Source organism: Streptomyces sp. NPDC090088 (assembly GCF_044747345.1).
GTDB lineage: Bacteria > Actinomycetota > Actinomycetes > Streptomycetales > Streptomycetaceae > Streptomyces.
On sequence record NZ_JBIVDZ010000002.1, the window covers coordinates 205,564 to 221,912 of the forward strand.

The 16,349-nt window shown below is 69.5% G+C and carries 14 protein-coding genes; 13 read left to right on the forward strand and 1 reads right to left on the reverse strand.

The window, feature by feature from the left end; all coding sequences use genetic code 11:
• Positions 1-13: 13 nt before the first annotated feature.
• From ACIPSJ_RS09580 to nuoN, 13 genes are read left to right on the forward strand one after another with little or no spacing between them, the layout of a single operon-like run.
• Positions 14-568, forward strand: a complete 555-nt coding sequence (locus ACIPSJ_RS09580; RefSeq protein WP_030174336.1) for an NADH-quinone oxidoreductase subunit B family protein — start codon at positions 14-16, stop codon at positions 566-568.
• Entirely contained in the window at positions 565-1,308 is a 744-nt protein-coding gene (locus ACIPSJ_RS09585; protein WP_355709624.1) for an NADH-quinone oxidoreductase subunit C, read from the forward strand. Before ACIPSJ_RS09580 ends, ACIPSJ_RS09585 begins: the two co-directional genes overlap by 4 nt.
• Positions 1,305-2,627 (forward strand): NADH-quinone oxidoreductase subunit D, encoded by a 1,323-nt coding sequence (locus ACIPSJ_RS09590; RefSeq protein WP_359210311.1) that lies wholly within the window; start codon positions 1,305-1,307, stop codon positions 2,625-2,627. The genes ACIPSJ_RS09585 and ACIPSJ_RS09590 overlap by 4 nt, the downstream gene beginning before the upstream one ends.
• Positions 2,624-3,394 carry an NADH-quinone oxidoreductase subunit NuoE gene (gene nuoE / locus ACIPSJ_RS09595; protein ID WP_359210314.1) on the forward strand — a complete coding sequence of 257 codons (771 nt, stop codon included), beginning with the start codon at positions 2,624-2,626 and terminating at the stop codon, positions 3,392-3,394. The genes ACIPSJ_RS09590 and nuoE overlap by 4 nt, the downstream gene beginning before the upstream one ends.
• Positions 3,394-4,740, forward strand: a complete 1,347-nt coding sequence (gene nuoF / locus ACIPSJ_RS09600) for an NADH-quinone oxidoreductase subunit NuoF (RefSeq protein ID WP_401344864.1) — start codon at positions 3,394-3,396, stop codon at positions 4,738-4,740. The genes nuoE and nuoF overlap by 1 nt, the downstream gene beginning before the upstream one ends.
• Positions 4,737-7,241 (forward strand): NADH-quinone oxidoreductase subunit G, encoded by a 2,505-nt coding sequence (locus ACIPSJ_RS09605; RefSeq protein ID WP_401344866.1) that lies wholly within the window; start codon positions 4,737-4,739, stop codon positions 7,239-7,241. Before nuoF ends, ACIPSJ_RS09605 begins: the two co-directional genes overlap by 4 nt.
• On the forward strand, positions 7,238-8,605 hold the full coding sequence (gene nuoH / locus ACIPSJ_RS09610; protein WP_365692478.1) for an NADH-quinone oxidoreductase subunit NuoH: 1,368 nt from the start codon (positions 7,238-7,240) through the stop codon (positions 8,603-8,605). The genes ACIPSJ_RS09605 and nuoH overlap by 4 nt, the downstream gene beginning before the upstream one ends.
• Entirely contained in the window at positions 8,598-9,200 is a 603-nt protein-coding gene (gene nuoI / locus ACIPSJ_RS09615) for an NADH-quinone oxidoreductase subunit NuoI (RefSeq protein WP_359210324.1), read from the forward strand. The genes nuoH and nuoI overlap by 8 nt, the downstream gene beginning before the upstream one ends.
• Complete coding sequence (locus ACIPSJ_RS09620) at positions 9,197-10,039, forward strand: NADH-quinone oxidoreductase subunit J (protein WP_365692477.1); 843 nt, start codon at positions 9,197-9,199, stop codon at positions 10,037-10,039. The genes nuoI and ACIPSJ_RS09620 overlap by 4 nt, the downstream gene beginning before the upstream one ends.
• A complete protein-coding gene (nuoK, locus tag ACIPSJ_RS09625) occupies positions 10,036-10,335 on the forward strand; it encodes an NADH-quinone oxidoreductase subunit NuoK (protein ID WP_046726439.1) in 300 nt (99 codons plus the stop codon). The genes ACIPSJ_RS09620 and nuoK overlap by 4 nt, the downstream gene beginning before the upstream one ends.
• Before the next feature lie 15 nt (positions 10,336-10,350).
• Complete coding sequence (nuoL, locus tag ACIPSJ_RS09630) at positions 10,351-12,252, forward strand: NADH-quinone oxidoreductase subunit L (protein ID WP_359210330.1); 1,902 nt, start codon at positions 10,351-10,353, stop codon at positions 12,250-12,252.
• A 5-nt stretch (positions 12,253-12,257) separates the two neighbouring features.
• On the forward strand, positions 12,258-13,829 hold the full coding sequence (locus ACIPSJ_RS09635; RefSeq protein ID WP_359210333.1) for an NADH-quinone oxidoreductase subunit M: 1,572 nt from the start codon (positions 12,258-12,260) through the stop codon (positions 13,827-13,829).
• The gene (gene nuoN, locus ACIPSJ_RS09640; RefSeq protein ID WP_359210336.1) at positions 13,826-15,475 is read left to right on the forward strand and encodes an NADH-quinone oxidoreductase subunit NuoN; all 1,650 of its coding nucleotides are present in this window, start codon (positions 13,826-13,828) and stop codon (positions 15,473-15,475) included. The genes ACIPSJ_RS09635 and nuoN overlap by 4 nt, the downstream gene beginning before the upstream one ends.
• A gap of 72 nt (positions 15,476-15,547) precedes the next feature.
• Here the strand turns inward: nuoN and ACIPSJ_RS09645 are convergent, their stop codons facing one another.
• The gene (locus ACIPSJ_RS09645; RefSeq protein ID WP_359210339.1) at positions 15,548-16,069 is read right to left on the reverse strand and encodes a hypothetical protein; all 522 of its coding nucleotides are present in this window, start codon (positions 16,067-16,069) and stop codon (positions 15,548-15,550) included.
• Positions 16,070-16,349 lie beyond the last annotated feature (280 nt).

Sequence of the window (16,349 nt, forward strand, 5' to 3'; positions counted from 1 at the left end):
GGGGCCTTTAGACATGGGACTCGAAGAAAAGCTGCCGAGCGGATTCCTGCTGACCACCGTCGAGCAGGCCGCGGGCTGGGTGCGCAAGGCGTCCGTCTTCCCCGCCACCTTCGGCCTCGCCTGCTGCGCCATCGAGATGATGACCACCGGCGCCGGCCGCTACGACCTGGCCCGCTTCGGCATGGAGGTCTTCCGCGGCTCACCCCGCCAGGCCGACCTCATGATCGTCGCCGGCCGGGTCAGCCAGAAGATGGCGCCGGTGCTGAGGCAGGTCTACGACCAGATGCCCAACCCCAAGTGGGTGATCTCCATGGGCGTCTGCGCCTCCTCGGGCGGCATGTTCAACAACTACGCGATCGTCCAGGGCGTCGACCACGTCGTCCCCGTCGACATCTATCTGCCCGGCTGCCCGCCGCGCCCCGAGATGCTGATGGACGCGATCCTCAAGCTCCACCAGAAGATCCAGTCCTCCAAGCTCGGCGTCAACGCCGAGGAGGCCGCCCGCGAGGCGGAGGAGGCGGCGCTCAAGGCCCTGCCCACGATCGAGATGAAGGGGCTGCTGCGGTGAGCGACGCGAACGGTCACAACGGGGTGAACCCCGAGAAGGACATGGCCGCCGACAACCTCCCCGGCCAGCGCGGCCAGGGTGGTGAGGAGATCCGCGTCCAGCGCGGCATGTTCGGCGCGAACAACGGCGGCGACACCTCCGGCTACGGCGGCCTGGTCCGCTCGGTCCGGCTCCCGGGGCCGGCCGCCCGCCCCTACGGCGGCTGGTTCGACGAGGTCGCCGACGAGCTGGAGGGCGCCCTGGAGGAGCAGGGACTGCTCCCCGGCAACGCCATCGAGAAGACGGTCGTCGACCGCGACGAGATCACCTTCCACATCGAACGCGAGCACCTGCCGCGCGTCGCCCGCACCCTGCGCGACGACCCGGCGCTCCGCTTCGAACTGTGCACCGGGGTCAGCGGCGTCCACTACCTCCACGACAAGGGCCGCGAGCTGCACGCCGTCTACCACCTGCGCTCGATCACCCACAACCGGCTGATCCGCCTGGAGGTCAGCGCCCCGGACGCCGACCCGCACATCCCGTCCCTGGTCTCCGTCTATCCGACCAACGACTGGCACGAGCGCGAGACCTACGACTTCTTCGGGATCGTCTTCGACGGTCACCCGGCCCTGACGCGGATCATGATGCCGGACGACTGGCAGGGCCATCCGCAGCGCAAGGACTACCCCCTCGGCGGCATCCCCGTCGAGTACAAGGGCGCCCAGATCCCGGCTCCGGACCAGCGGAGGTCGTACTCATGAGCACGCAGCACGCAACTCCGCGGGAGACCACCGAGGGCACCGTGTACACGGTCACCGGCGGCGACTGGGACGAGATCGTCCAGTCCGCGGCCCGCGCCGACGACGAACGCATCGTCGTCAACATGGGTCCCCAGCACCCGTCCACCCACGGAGTGCTCCGCCTCATCCTGGAGATCGACGGCGAGACCGTCACCGAGGCCCGCTGCGGCATCGGCTACCTCCACACCGGGATCGAGAAGAACCTCGAGTTCCGCACCTGGACGCAGGGCACCACGTTCGTGACGCGCATGGACTACCTGACGTCCTTCTTCAACGAGACCGCCTACTGTCTCGCCGTCGAGAAGCTCCTCGGCATCGAGGACGAGATCACCGAGCGCGCCAAGATCATCCGGGTGCTCCTGATGGAGCTGAACCGGCTCTCCTCCCACCTGGTGTGCATCGCCACCGGCGGCATGGAACTCGGCGCCACCACGATCATGATCTACGGCTTCCGTGATCGTGAAATGATTCTCGATCTCTACGAGCTCATCACCGGCCTGCGGATGAACCACGCGTACATCCGCCCCGGCGGCCTCGCGCAGGACCTGCCGCCCGGCGCCGTGGACCAGATCCGCGAGTTCGTGAAGAAGATGCGGAAGAACCTCCCGGAGTACGACAAGCTCGCCACCGGGAACCCCATCTTCAAGGCCCGCATGCAGGACGTCGGCTACCTGGACCTGGCCGGCTGCATGGCGCTCGGCGCGACCGGCCCGATCCTGCGCTCCACCGGCCTCCCGCACGACCTGCGCAAGGCCCAGCCGTACTGCGGCTACGAGACCTACGACTTCGAGGTCCCGACCGCCGACACCTGCGACTCCTACGGCCGCTTCCTGATCCGGCTGGAGGAGATGCGCCAGTCGCTCGGGATCGTCGAGCAGTGCCTGGACCGGCTCCAGCCCGGCCCGGTCATGGTCGCCGACAAGAAGATCGCCTGGCCCGCCCAGCTCGCCCTGGGCCCCGACGGGCTCGGCAACTCCCTCGACCACATCAAGAAGATCATGGGCACCTCCATGGAGGCCCTGATCCACCACTTCAAGCTGGTCACCGAGGGCTTCAGGGTCCCGCCCGGCCAGGCCTACGCGGCCGTCGAGTCACCCAAGGGCGAACTCGGCGTGCACGCCGTGTCCGACGGCGGCACCCGCCCCTTCCGGGTCCACTTCCGCGACCCGTCCTTCACCAACCTGCAGGCCATGGCGGCGATGTGCGAGGGCGGCCAGGTCGCCGACGTCATCGTCGCCGTCGCGTCCATCGACCCCGTGATGGGAGGCGTCGACCGGTGACCACCTCTTCCTCGGAGCGCGGTATCAGCCTGGGCATGCCCGAGCTGCCCGCGCCCGCGTACCCCGACGACGTCCGGGCCCGGCTGGAGGCGGACGCGCGCGAGATCATCGCCCGCTACCCCGACTCCCGGTCCGCCCTGCTGCCGCTGCTGCACCTCGTGCAGTCGGAGGAGGGACACGTCACCCGCACCGGGATGCGGTTCTGCGCGGACGTGCTGGAGCTGACCACGGCCGAGGTCACCGCCGTCGCCACCTTCTACACCATGTACCGGCGGCGGCCCTCCGGCGACTACCAGGTGGGCGTCTGCACCAACACGCTGTGCGCGGTGATGGGCGGCGACGCGATCTTCGAGACCCTCCAGGAGCACCTGGGCGTCGGCAACGGCGAGACCACCGCCGACGGCAAGGTCACCCTGGAGCACATCGAGTGCAACGCGGCCTGCGACTACGCCCCGGTCGTGATGGTCAACTGGGAGTTCTTCGACAACCAGACCCCCGCCAGCGCCAAACGGCTCGTCGACGACCTGCGCATGGGCCGGGACGTCGAACCCACCCGCGGCGCCCGCGTCTGCACCTTCAAGGAGACCGCGCGCATCCTGGCCGGCTTCCCCGACGAACGCCCCGGGGCCGTCGAGGAGAGCGGCAGCGCCGGACCCGCCTCGCTGGTGGGCCTGCGCCTGGCCAAGGGCGAGACCGCACCCGCGCGCGTGGTCCACCCGCGCGCCCAGGAATCCCACGAAGCACCGTCCGCAGAGGAGGGGGAGTGATGACGGTGGCACCCGACCTGAAGGACACCAGCCCCGAGAAGCTGCTCGCACCCGTGCTGTCGGCCTTCTGGGACGAGGACCGGTCCTGGACGCTCGACGTCTACCGAAGGCACGAAGGATACGAGGGGCTCCGCAAGGCGCTCGCGATGTCACCGGACGACCTGATCGCCTATGTGAAGGAGTCCGGACTGCGCGGCCGCGGCGGCGCCGGATTCCCCACCGGGATGAAGTGGCAGTTCATTCCGCAGGGAGACGGCAAACCGCACTATCTGGTTGTCAACGCCGACGAGTCGGAACCCGGGACCTGCAAGGACATCCCGCTCCTCTTCGCCAACCCGCACAGCCTCATCGAGGGCATCGTGATCGCGTGCTACGCCATCCGGTCGTCGCATGCCTTCATCTACCTGCGGGGTGAGGTCGTCCCCGTCCTGCGGCGGTTGCACGAGGCCGTGCGCGAGGCCTACGAGGCCGGCTTCCTCGGCGAGAACATCCTCGGCAGCGGACTCGATCTCCAGCTCACCGTGCACGCCGGCGCCGGCGCGTACATCTGCGGTGAGGAGACCGCCCTGCTCGACTCGCTCGAAGGCCGCCGCGGCCAACCGCGACTGCGTCCTCCCTTCCCGGCTGTCGAAGGGCTCTACGCCTGCCCGACTGTTGTGAACAACGTCGAGTCCATCGCCTCGGTTCCCGCCATCCTGCACAAGGGCAAGGACTGGTTCAGGTCGATGGGGAGCGAGAAGTCCCCCGGCTTCACGCTCTACTCCCTCAGCGGCCATGTCGCCAGCCCCGGCCAGTACGAGGCCCCGCTCGGCATCACCCTGCGCCAGCTCCTCGACATGAGCGGCGGGATGCGCGCCGGCCACCGCCTGAAGTTCTGGACACCGGGCGGCTCCTCGACGCCCATGTTCACCGACGAACACCTCGACGTCCCCCTGGACTACGAGGGAGTGGGCGCCGCCGGTTCCATGCTCGGCACCAAAGCACTCCAGTGCTTCGACGAGACCACCTGCGTGGTGCGCGCCGTCACCCGCTGGACCGAGTTCTACGCCCACGAGTCCTGCGGCAAGTGCACCCCCTGCCGCGAAGGCACCTACTGGCTCGTGCAGTTGCTCCGCGACATCGAGGCCGGCAAGGGCGTCATGTCCGACCTCGACAAGCTCAACGACATCGCCGACAACATCAACGGCAAGTCCTTCTGCGCCCTCGGCGACGGCGCGGCGTCCCCGATCTTCTCCTCGCTGAAGTACTTCCGCGAGGAGTACGAGCAGCACATCACGGGCCGGGGCTGCCCCTTCGACCCGGCCAAGTCGACGGCCTGGGCGGACCGCCCGGAGGTGAACGCATGACCGTGACCACGAGTTCCCCCTCCTCGGGGGGAACGGCGGCGGTCCCGCCGCAGGACCTCGTCACGCTGACGATCGACGGCGTCGAGATCAGCGTGCCCAAGGGCACCCTGGTCATCCGCGCCGCCGAACAACTCGGCATCGAGATCCCGCGCTTCTGCGACCACCCCCTGCTGGACCCGGCCGGCGCCTGCCGCCAGTGCATCGTCGAGGTCGAGGGCCAGCGCAAGCCCATGGCCTCCTGCACGATCACCTGTACGGACGGCATGGTGGTGAAGACTCACCTCACCTCCCCGGTCGCCGAAAAGGCCCAGCACGGCGTGATGGAGCTGCTGCTCATCAACCACCCGCTGGACTGCCCGGTCTGCGACAAGGGCGGCGAGTGCCCGCTGCAGAACCAGGCGATGTCGCACGGCAACGCCGAGTCCCGCTTCGACGGCAAGAAGCGCACCTTCGAGAAGCCCGTCCCGATCTCCACCCAGGTACTCCTGGACCGCGAACGGTGCGTGCTCTGCGCCCGCTGCACCCGGTTCTCCAACCAGGTCGCCGGCGACCCGATGATCGAGCTCCTGGAACGCGGCGCGCTCCAGCAGGTCGGCACCGGCGAGGGCGACCCGTTCGAGTCGTACTTCTCCGGCAACACCATCCAGATCTGCCCGGTGGGCGCGCTGACCTCGGCGGCGTACCGGTTCCGCTCCCGCCCCTTCGACCTGATCTCCTCGCCGTCGGTGTGCGAGCACTGCTCGGGCGGCTGCGCCACCCGCACCGACCACCGGCGCGGCAAGGTCATGCGGCGGCTCGCCGCCAACGACCCCGAGGTCAACGAGGAGTGGATCTGCGACAAGGGACGCTTCGGGTTCCGGTACGCGCAGCAGAAGGACCGGCTGGAGACCCCGCTCGTGCGCGGTGCGAACGGCCGGCTGGAGCCCGCCTCCTGGCCCGAGGCCCTGGACGCGGCCGCCCGCGGACTGGCCGCCGCCCGCTCCCGGGCCGGCGTCCTGACCGGCGGCCGGCTCACCGTCGAGGACGCCTACGCGTACAGCAAGTTCGCGCGCGTGGCGCTCGACACCAACGACATCGACTTCCGCGCGCGCGTGCACAGCGGCGAGGAAGCCGACTTCCTGGCCGCCCGGGTAGCCGGCCGAGGCCGTGACCTCGACGGCACGGGCGTCACCTACACCTCCCTGGAGAACGCGCCCGCCGTCCTGCTGGTCGGGTTCGAGTCGGAGGAGGAGGCCCCCGGCGTCTTCCTGCGGCTGCGCAAGGCCTGGCGCAAGCACAAGCAGCGGGTGTTCTCCCTCGCCACGTACGCCACGCGCGGGCTGGAGAAGGCGGGCGGCACCCTGCTGCCGGCCGCGCCCGGCACCGAGACCGAGTGGCTGGACGCGCTCGCGAGCGGCGTCGGCCTGGAGGACTCCGGCACCCGGGCCGCCGAGGCGCTGCGCACCGAGGGCGCGGTGATCGTCGTAGGAGAACGGCTGGCGTCGGTCGCCGGCGGCCTCACCGCCGCCGTACGGGCCGCCACCGCCACCGGCGCCCAGCTGGTGTGGATCCCGCGCCGGGCCGGGGAGCGCGGCGCGATCGAGGCGGGCGCGCTGCCGTCGCTGCTGCCGGGCGGCCGCCCGGCCACCGACCCGCGCGCGCGTGAGGAGGTCGCCGCCGTCTGGGGCCTGTCCGAACTCCCGCTCCGCTACGGCCGCGACACCGGCCAGATCGTCGAGGCCGCCGTCCGCGGCGAACTGTCCGCGCTGGTGGTCGCCGGCGTCGAGGTCGCCGACCTGCCCGACCCGGCACGCGCGCGTGCGGCCCTGGAGGCCGTCGGCTTCCTGGTCTCCCTGGAGCTGCGGCCCAGCGAGGTCACCGAACACGCCGACGTCGTCCTGCCGGTCGCCGCGGTCGCCGAGAAGGCCGGCACCTTCCTCGACTGGGAAGGCCGGGCCCGCTTCTTCGAGGCCGCCCTCAAGCCCGACCAGATGACCCGCAGGCTCCCGCCGACCGACGCGCGCGTGCTGCAGATGCTCGCCGACGCCATGGACGTCCATCTGGGCCTGCCCGATCTGCGCACCGCGCGGACGGAACTGGACCGGCTGGGCGCCTGGGACGGACCGCGGGCCTCCGCACCGACGGAGACCGGGGCCTCGCTGCCCAGGCCCGCCGCCGGAGAGGCCGTGCTCGCCGGACACCGGCTCCTCCTCGACCACGGCGTCCTCCAGGAGGGCGACGAGGCGCTCGCCGGCACCCGGCACGCCGCCCACGCGCGCGTGTCCGCCGCGACCGCCGCCGAGGCCGGCGTCGGCGACGGCGCCCTCATCGCCGTCACCGGAACCTCCGGCACCGTCGAACTCCCGCTCCGCATCACCGAGATGCCCGACCGCGTGGTCTGGCTCCCACTGAACTCGGTCGCCGGCGGCGTCGCCTCCGGCACCGGAGCGCTGCCCGGCTCCCTCGTCCGCATCGGCCCGGCGGCCACCGCCGGTGAGGCACCCAAGGAGGTGGAGGCATGAGCCCGTACCTCGCCGCTGAAGACCTCTCCATGTTCGGCCGCGACCCCTGGTGGCTGGTCGTCATCAAGGCGGTGTTCTGCTTCGCCTTCCTGATGGTGACCGTGCTGTTCTCCATCGTCTGGGAGCGCAAGGTCGTCGCCTGGATGCAGCTGCGCATCGGCCCCAACCGGCACGGCCCCTGGGGCATGCTCCAGTCGCTCGCCGACGGCATCAAGCTGATGCTCAAGGAAGACGTCATCGTCAAACGCGCGGACAAGGCCGTCTACGTCCTCGCACCGATCGTCGCGGCCATCCCGGCCTTCATGGCGATCGCGGTGATCCCCTTCGGCCCCGCCGACAACGAGATCTCCATCTTCGGCACCCGCACCGCGATGCAGCTCACCGACCTGCCGATCGCGATGCTCTACATCCTCGCGGTCGCCTCCGTCGGCATCTACGGCATCGTGCTGGCCGGCTGGAGCTCCGGGTCGACGTACCCGCTCCTGGGCGGCCTGCGCTCCTGCGCGCAGATGATCTCCTACGAGATCGCCATGGGCGCCGCGTTCGCCTCCGTGTTCCTCTACTCGGGCTCCATGTCGACGTCGGCGATCGTCGAACAGCAGCAGGGCCGCTGGTACATCCTGCTGCTGCCGGTCTCGTTCATCATCTACGTCGTCACCATGGTCGGCGAGACCAACCGCGCCCCGTTCGACATGCCCGAGTCCGAGGGCGACCTCGTCGGCGGCTTCAACACCGAGTACTCGTCGATCAAGTTCGCGATGTTCATGCTCGCCGAGTACGTCAACATGGTCACCGTCTCCGCCGTGTCGACCACCCTCTTCCTCGGCGGCTGGCGCGCCCCCTGGCCGATCAGCGCCTTCTGGGAGGGCGCCAACCACGGCTGGTGGCCGCTGCTCTGGTTCGTCATCAAGGTCCAGCTGCTGCTGTTCTTCTTCATCTGGCTGCGCGGCACGCTCCCGCGCGTGCGCTACGACCAGCTGATGAAGCTCGGCTGGAAGGTCCTCATCCCGGTCTCGGTCGTCTGGCTGATGCTCGTCGCGACCGTGCGGACCCTGCGCAACGAGAACTACGACTTCGCCGACATCGCCCTGTACGTCGTCGGCGGCGTCCTCGCCCTGCTGCTCCTGTCCTTCGTCGTCGACGTCTTCCGCGACAAGGGCAAGGAGGCGACCGCGCAGGCCGACGCCGAGCCGGCCGCGTTCGACCCGATGGCGGGCGGATTCCCCGTACCGCCGCTGCCCGGGCAGGAGCTGCCGCCGGTGCCCCGGCGCAGTCCGCGCCGGGAGCGGGAGCTGATTGTCAGTGGCGGGTCGGACACTGTGAGTGACGGATCCACGGATGGAAAGGAGGCGTCCGATGACTGAGGAACCCAAGGAGACCAAACCCGGTTTCCAGAACCCGGTGGCCGGCTTCGGCGTGACCTTCAAGGCCATGTTCAAGAAGCGGCTGACCGAGCAGTACCCGGAGCAGAAGAAGACCACGGCTCCGCGGTTCCACGGACGGCACCAGCTCAACCGCCATCCGGACGGCCTGGAGAAGTGCGTCGGCTGCGAGCTGTGCGCCTGGGCCTGCCCCGCCGACGCCATCTATGTGGAAGGCGCCGACAACACCGACGAGGAGCGTTACTCGCCGGGCGAGCGCTACGGCCGCGTCTACCAGATCAACTACGCCCGCTGCATCCTGTGCGGGCTGTGCATCGAGGCGTGCCCCACGCGCGCGCTCACGATGACCAACGAGTTCGAACTGGCCGACAGCAGCCGCGCCAACCTCATCTACACCAAGGAACAGCTGCTCGCCGGCCTCGACGAGGGCATGGTCGACACCCCGCACGCGATCTTCCCGGGGACCGACGAACAGGACTACTACCGGGGCCTGGTCACCGAGGCCGCGCCGGGGACCGTGCAGCAGGTCGCCGTCTCCAAGGGCGAGAAGCCCGAGGACGAGGAGGTGGAGGCATGAGCCCGCAACTCGCCGCCTACACCACCTCCACCGGCGAGGCCTTCCAGTTCTGGGTCCTCGGCTCCGTCGCCGTGATCGGCGCCCTGTCCACCGTCTTCATGAAGAAGGCCGTGCACAGCGCGCTCTCGCTCGCCGGAACCATGATCATCCTGGCGGTGTTCTACCTCGCCAACGGCGCCTACTTCCTGGGCATCGTGCAGATCGTCGTCTACACCGGCGCGATCATGATGCTGTTCCTCTTCGTGGTGATGCTGGTCGGCGTGACCGCCGCCGACTCCCTGCAGGAGACCATCAAGGGCCAGCGCTGGCTGGCCCTTCTCTGTGGGGTCGGCTTCGGCGTCCTGCTCTTCGCGGGCATCGCCAACGCCTCCCTGAAGCAGTTCAACGGCACCGGCCAGGCCAACGCCAACGGCAACGTCGAGGGCCTCGCCGCCCTCATCTTCACCAAGTACGTGTTCGCCTTCGAAATCACCGGCGCCCTGCTCATCACGGCCGCCGTCGGCGCCATGGTGCTCACCCACCGCGAGCGCACCGAACGCCCCAAGACCCAGCGCGAGCTGTCCGAGCAGCGCGTACGCGACGGCAAGCACGTACCGCCGCTGCCCGCCCCCGGCGTCTACGCCCGCCACAACGCCGTGGACATCGCCGGCCTGCTGCCCGACGGCACCTCCTCCGAGCTCACGGTCAGCAAGACGCTGCGCGACCGCGGCCAGGTCCGTGACGTGTCCGCGGAGGCGCTCAACGACCTGCGGGCCCTGGAACAGCGCGCCGAGGAACGGCTGGAGCGCACCCCGATCGAGCCGGCGAACCTCAAGCGGAGCGAGGAGGCGTCGAAGTGAACCCGGTCTACTACCTCTATCTCGCCGCCCTGTTGTTCACGATCGGTGCCACCGGTGTGCTGATCAGACGGAACGCGATCGTCGTCTTCATGTGCATCGAGCTCATGCTCAACGCCTGCAACCTCGCGTTCGTCGTCTTCTCCCGGATGCACGGCAATCTCGACGGCCAGATCATCGCCTTCTTCACGATGGTCGTCGCCGCCGCGGAGGTCGTGGTCGGGCTCGCGATCATCGTGTCGCTGTTCCGTACCCGCCACTCGGCCTCGGTCGACGACGCCAGCCTGATGAAGTTGTAAGGGGCGCTGGACCGTATGAACGCAGAGAACCTGATCGCGCTGCTGATCGCGGCGCCCCTGCTCGGAGCGGCCGTCCTCCTGGTCGGCGGCCGCCGCCTGGACGCGGTGGGCCACTGGGTCGGCACGCTCCTTTCGACGACGTCCTTCGTGTTCGGCGTGATCCTCTTCGCCGATCTGCTGGGCAAGAACCCCGAACACCGCACCCTGATGCAGCACCTGTACACCTGGGTGCCGGTGGAGGGCTTCCAGGCGGACGTCACCTTCCGCCTCGACCAGCTGTCGATGACGTTCGTCCTGCTGATCACCGGCGTCGGCTCGCTCATCCACGTGTACTCGATCGGGTACATGGAGCACGACGAGCGCCGCCGCCGCTTCTTCGGCTACCTCAACCTGTTCCTCGCGGCGATGCTGCTGCTCGTCCTCGCCGACAACTACCTGCTGCTGTACGTCGGCTGGGAGGGCGTCGGTCTCGCCTCGTACCTGCTGATCGGCTTCTGGCAGCACAAGCCCAGCGCGGCCACGGCGGCCAAGAAGGCCTTCCTGGTCAACCGGGTCGGCGACATGGGCCTGTCGATCGCGATCATGCTGATGTTCACGACGTTCGGCACGTTCGCCTTCGGTCCGGTCCTCGACCACGCCACCGAGGCCTCCGAGGGCAAGCTCACCGCGATCGGCCTGATGCTCCTGCTCGCCGCCTGCGGCAAGTCCGCCCAGGTACCGCTGCAGTCCTGGCTCGGCGACGCCATGGAAGGCCCGACCCCGGTCTCGGCCCTCATCCACGCGGCGACCATGGTGACCGCGGGCGTGTACCTCATCGTCCGCTCCGGAGCGATCTTCAACGCGGCCCCGGACGCGCAACTGGTCGTCACCGTCGTCGGCGCCGTCACCCTCCTGTTCGGTGCGATCGTCGGTTGCGCCAAGGACGACATCAAGAAGGCGCTCGCCGGTTCGACCATGTCGCAGATCGGCTACATGGTCCTCGCCGCCGGCCTCGGCCCGATCGGCTACGTCTTCGCGATCATGCACCTGGTCACGCACGGCTTCTTCAAGGCCGGTCTCTTTCTCGGCGCAGGTTCCGTCATGCACGGCATGAACGACGAGGTCGACATGCGCAGGTACGGCGGCCTGCGGAAGTACATGCCGGTCACCTTCATCACCTTCGGCCTCGGCTACCTCGCCATCATCGGCTTCCCCGGCCTGTCCGGCTTCTTCTCCAAGGACAAGATCATCGAGGCGGCGTTCGCCAAGGGCGGCACCGAGGGCTGGATCCTCGGCACCTGCGCCCTCGTCGGCGCCGCCATCACCGCCTTCTACATGACGCGCGTGATGCTGATGACGTTCTTCGGCGAGAAGCGCTGGCAGCCCGACGAGCACGGCCACGAGCCGCACCCGCACGAGTCCCCGAAGGTCATGACCATCCCGATGATCGTCCTGGCGGTCGGCTCGGTCTTCGCCGGCGGCTTCTTCAGCATCGGCGACCGCTTCCTGCACTGGCTGGAGCCGATCACCGGCCACAGCGAGGGCGACTCCCCGCTCAGCGCCGCCACCGTCACCGGCGCCACCATGGTCTGCCTGGTCATCGGCGTCGGCATCGCCTACCTCCAGTACGGCCGCCGTCCCGTCCCGGCCGTCGCCCCGCGCGGTTCGCTGCTCACCCGCGCGGCCCGCCGCGACCTCCTCCAGGACGACTTCAACCACGTCGTCCTCGTCCGCGGCGGCGAACACCTCACCCGCTCCCTGGTGTACGTCGACCACACCCTGGTCGACGGCGTCGTCAACGGCACCGCGGCGGGCGTCGGCGGACTCTCCGGCCGGCTGCGCAAGCTCCAGAACGGCTACGCGCGCTCGTACGCGGTCTCGATGTTCGGCGGCGCTGCCCTCCTGGTCGCCGCGACCCTGCTGATGAGGGCGGTCTGATACCGATGTCCTTTCCTCTGCTGACAGCGACAGCGGCGCTCCCGGCCGTCGGCGCGGTCGCCACGGCCGCCGTACCGGCCGCGCGGCGCACCGCCGCGAAATGGCTCGCGCTGCTGGTCTCGCTCGCCACCCTGGTCCTCGCGATCGTCGTCCTGGTCCGCTTCGACCCGGACGGCGCCCGCTACCAGCTCACCGAATCACACGCCTGGATCGCGGACTTCGGCGTCAGGTACGAACTGGGCGTCGACGGCATCGCCGTCGCGCTCCTTGCCCTCACGGCCCTGCTGATCCCGTTCATCATCCTGGCGGGCTGGCACGACGCCGACCCGCTGGAGACCGGCAGCAAGCGGTGGCGGCCGACCCAGGGCTTCTTCGCCCTGATCCTGGCCGTCGAGGCGATGGTGATCATCTCCTTCGAGGCCACCGACGTCTTCCTCTTCTACATCTTCTTCGAAGCCATGCTGATCCCGATGTACTTCCTCATCGGCGGCTTCGGCGACCGCGCCCACGAGCACGGCGAGGAGACGGCGTCCACCCAGCGGTCGTACGCAGCCGTGAAGTTCCTCCTCTACAACCTGGTCGGCGGCCTGATCATGCTGGCCGCGGTGATCGGCCTCTATGTCGTCGCCGGGAACTTCTCCCTCGCCGAGATCGCGCAGGCCCGCGCGAACGGCACCCTGCACATGGCCACCAGCACCGAACGCTGGCTGTTCCTCGGCTTCTTCTTCGCCTTTGCGGTGAAGGCGCCGCTGTGGCCGCTGCACACCTGGCTGCCCAACGCGATGCAGGAGTCCACCGCCCCCGTCGCCGTCCTCATCACCGCGGTCGTCGACAAGGTCGGCACCTTCGCGATGCTCCGCTTCTGCCTCCAGCTCTTTCCCGAGGCCAGCAAGTGGGCGACGCCGGTCATCCTCGTCCTCGCCCTGATCAGCATCATCTACGGCGCACTGCTCGCCGTCGGCCAGCGCGACATCAAGCGCCTGGTCGCCTACGCGTCGATCTCGCACTTCGGCTTCATCATCCTGGGCATCTTCGCGATGACCAGCCAGGGCCAGTCCGGCGCCACCCTCTACATGGTCAACCACGGCATCTCCACGGCCGCGCTGATGCTCGTCGCCGGCTTCCTGATCTCCCGGCGCGGCTCGCGGCTCATCGCCGACTACGGCGGTGTGCAGAAGGTCGCCCCGGTCCTCGCCGGCACCTTCCTGATCGGCGGCCTGGCCACGCTCTCCCTGCCCGGCCTCGCCCCGTTCGTCAGCGAGTTCCTGGTCCTGGTCGGTACGTTCACGCGCTACCCGGCCATCGGGATCATCGCCACCTTCGGCATCGTCCTCGCCGCGCTCTACACCCTCGTCCTCTACCAGCGGACGATGACGGGCCCGGTGAAACCGGAGGTCTCCGCGATGCCCGACCTGAAGGCACGCGAACTCGTCGTGGTCGCCCCGCTGATCGTTCTCCTGATCTTCCTGGGCGTCTACCCGAAGCCCGTCACGGACATCGTCAACCCGGCGGTCAAACAGACCATGTCGGACGTACACAAGACCGACCCCAAGCCCGAGGTGGAGGCGGCCAAGTGAGCGCAACAGCCGTCCACAGCCTGTGGACAACCGCGGCCGAGCCGATCTCGAAGATCCCCGCGCCGAAGATCGAATACGGGCAATTGTCGCCCACCCTGATCGTCGTCGGCGCGGCGATCGTCGGAGTGCTGGTAGAGGCGTTCGTCCCGCGCAAGAACCGCTACTACGCACAGGTCTTCGTCTCCGCGGTAGCCCTCTGCGCGGCCTTCGCGGCGGTCGTCGCGCTCGCCGCGGACGGCTACGGCACGACGAAGGCGCACATCGCCGCCATGGGCGCCATCGCCGTCGACGGACCCTCCCTGTTCCTCCAGGGAACGATCCTGCTGTCCGGCCTCGTCGCCCTGTTCACCTTCGCCGAACGCCGCCTCGACCCCGAGGCCCACGGCAACCGCGTCGACTCCTTCGCCGCCCAGGCCGCCTCCGTCCCCGGCAGCGACAGCGAGAAGGCCGCGGTGAAGGCGGGCTTCACCACCACCGAGGTCTTCCCGCTCCTGCTCTTCGCCGTCGCGGGCATGCTGGTGTTCCCCTCGGCCAACGACCTGCTGACGCTCTTCGTGGCCCTGGAGGTCTTCTCCCTCCCGCTCTACCTGATGTGCGCGCTCGCCCGCCGCAAGCGCCTCATGTCCCAGGAAGCCGCCGTCAAGTACTTCCTGCTCGGCGCCTTCGCCTCCGCGTTCACCCTGTTCGGCATCGCCCTGCTGTACGGCTACGCCGGCTCCGTGTCGTACTCCACGATCGCCCAGGTCGTCGACGGCACCGTCACCAACATCGACCCGGCCCTCGCCGACACCATGGGCAACGACGCGCTGCTCCTGGTCGGCACCGCGCTCGTCGTCATGGGCCTGCTCTTCAAGGTCGGCGCGGTCCCCTTCCACATGTGGACGCCCGACGTCTACCAAGGCGCGCCCACCCCGGTCACCGGCTTCATGGCCGCCGCGACCAAGGTGGCCGCCTTCGGCGCGCTGCTGCGGCTCCTGTACGTGGTCCTGCCCGGCCTGCGCTGGGACTGGCGGCCCGTCATGTGGGGCGTCGCGATCATCACCATGCTGGGCGGCGCGATCGTCGCGATCACCCAGACCGACATCAAGCGACTGCTGGCGTACTCGTCGATCGCGCACGCCGGATTCATCCTCGCGGGTGTCATCGCGACCTCCAAGGACGGCGTGTCCTCCGTCCTCTTCTACCTCGCCGCGTACTCCTTCGTGACCATCGGCGCCTTCGCCGTGGTCACCCTGGTGCGCGACGCGGGCGGCGAGGCGACCCACCTGTCCAAGTGGGCGGGGCTCGGCCGCCGGTCACCGCTGGTGGCCGCCGTCTTCGCCGTCTTCCTGCTGGCCTTCGCCGGCATCCCGCTCACCTCCGGCTTCGCCGGGAAGTTCGCCGTGTTCAAGGCGGCGGCCGAAGGCGGAGCGGCCCCGCTGGTCGTCATCGGTGTGATCTCGTCGGCGATCGCCGCGTTCTTCTACATCCGCGTGATCGTCCTGATGTTCTTCAGCGAACCGAGGCCCGAGGGTCCCACCGTCGCCGTGCCGTCACCGCTGACCATGGCGGCGATCGGCCTGGGCGTGGCGGTCACCCTCGTCCTCGGCGTGGCACCGCAGTACTTCCTGGACCTGGCGAGCCAGGCCGGAGTGTTCGTGCGCTGAGTCGTCCGCCACAGCCGTGGGCCCCGGTTCCCCGCACGGGAACCGGGGCCCACGCGCGCGTGCGGCCCAGGCCTACGCGCACGTCACCGTCGGATTCCACGGCGCGAACAGACCGCTCGGATTGTCCTTCCAGATCCAGGCCCGCAGCGTGTACACGGCCCCGTCGACACCGGGAACCGTCCCCGGCCCCTGGAACGTCTGCCCGAACAACGTCGGCGGAGTCGATCCGGTCCCGACCGGCACGATCCACTCCACCGCCACCAGCGCCCGGCCGCCGCCGGCGTCCGTCTCGTAGAGGAGACCCGCGGGCTCCGCCGGATCGAGACCGCCCACGTTGTCCCTCTTGACGTAGTGGTAACCCGCCCCGCCCAGGGCGGCCCGGTCGCAGGTACCGGCACGCGTGTACCCGTCCGTGATCGCGAACGGCTCGTACTGGTAGTCCGCCGTCGCCGTGTACGTCGGGGTCAGATCCGTCCACACGAACGGATCGGGATCGGGTTCGGGGACGGGAGCCGCGCCGGCAGGCACCGCGGCCAGGGCGAACGGCACTGCCAGCGCCAGAACGGCGCCGGCAGTGCGGGACCTGAGAGACATCGTGAAGCTCCTTGGGGCGGACGAGGCACGCGAGCGCGACGCCTCCGTACAGCACGGGCCTCCCCGGTCCCGCCCGTGCAGCATGGCCCCCGCCGTCTCCCGGCCGCCACGCGGAGACCGCCAAAGGGCTGAGGGCACCTCCGGACGAGGGAGACCGGGCCGGAACCCGCGCCACGAGGGACACCGGGCCGGAACCTGCGCCACGAGGGACACCGGGCGCGAACCCGCCCCCACGCCCCTCTCCCGGGCGGGCAGCCTGTGGATAAGTCGGGCGCTGTCG

Excerpts from the sequence above, each read along its gene's own strand:
- ACIPSJ_RS09605 (WP_401344866.1), top strand. The coding sequence starts at position 4,737 with ATGACCGTGACCACGAGTTCCCCCTCCTCGGGGGGAACGGCGGCGGTC.
- ACIPSJ_RS09645 (WP_359210339.1), bottom strand. The coding sequence starts at position 16,069 with ATGTCTCTCAGGTCCCGCACTGCCGGCGCCGTTCTGGCGCTGGCAGTG.
- nuoF (WP_401344864.1), top strand. The coding sequence starts at position 3,394 with ATGACGGTGGCACCCGACCTGAAGGACACCAGCCCCGAGAAGCTGCTC.
- nuoL (WP_359210330.1), top strand. The coding sequence starts at position 10,351 with ATGAACGCAGAGAACCTGATCGCGCTGCTGATCGCGGCGCCCCTGCTC.
- nuoH (WP_365692478.1), top strand. The coding sequence starts at position 7,238 with ATGAGCCCGTACCTCGCCGCTGAAGACCTCTCCATGTTCGGCCGCGAC.
- ACIPSJ_RS09620 (WP_365692477.1), top strand. The coding sequence starts at position 9,197 with ATGAGCCCGCAACTCGCCGCCTACACCACCTCCACCGGCGAGGCCTTC.
- ACIPSJ_RS09590 (WP_359210311.1), top strand. The coding sequence starts at position 1,305 with ATGAGCACGCAGCACGCAACTCCGCGGGAGACCACCGAGGGCACCGTG.
- nuoI (WP_359210324.1), top strand. The coding sequence starts at position 8,598 with ATGACTGAGGAACCCAAGGAGACCAAACCCGGTTTCCAGAACCCGGTG.
- ACIPSJ_RS09635 (WP_359210333.1), top strand. The coding sequence starts at position 12,258 with ATGTCCTTTCCTCTGCTGACAGCGACAGCGGCGCTCCCGGCCGTCGGC.
- ACIPSJ_RS09580 (WP_030174336.1), top strand. The coding sequence starts at position 14 with ATGGGACTCGAAGAAAAGCTGCCGAGCGGATTCCTGCTGACCACCGTC.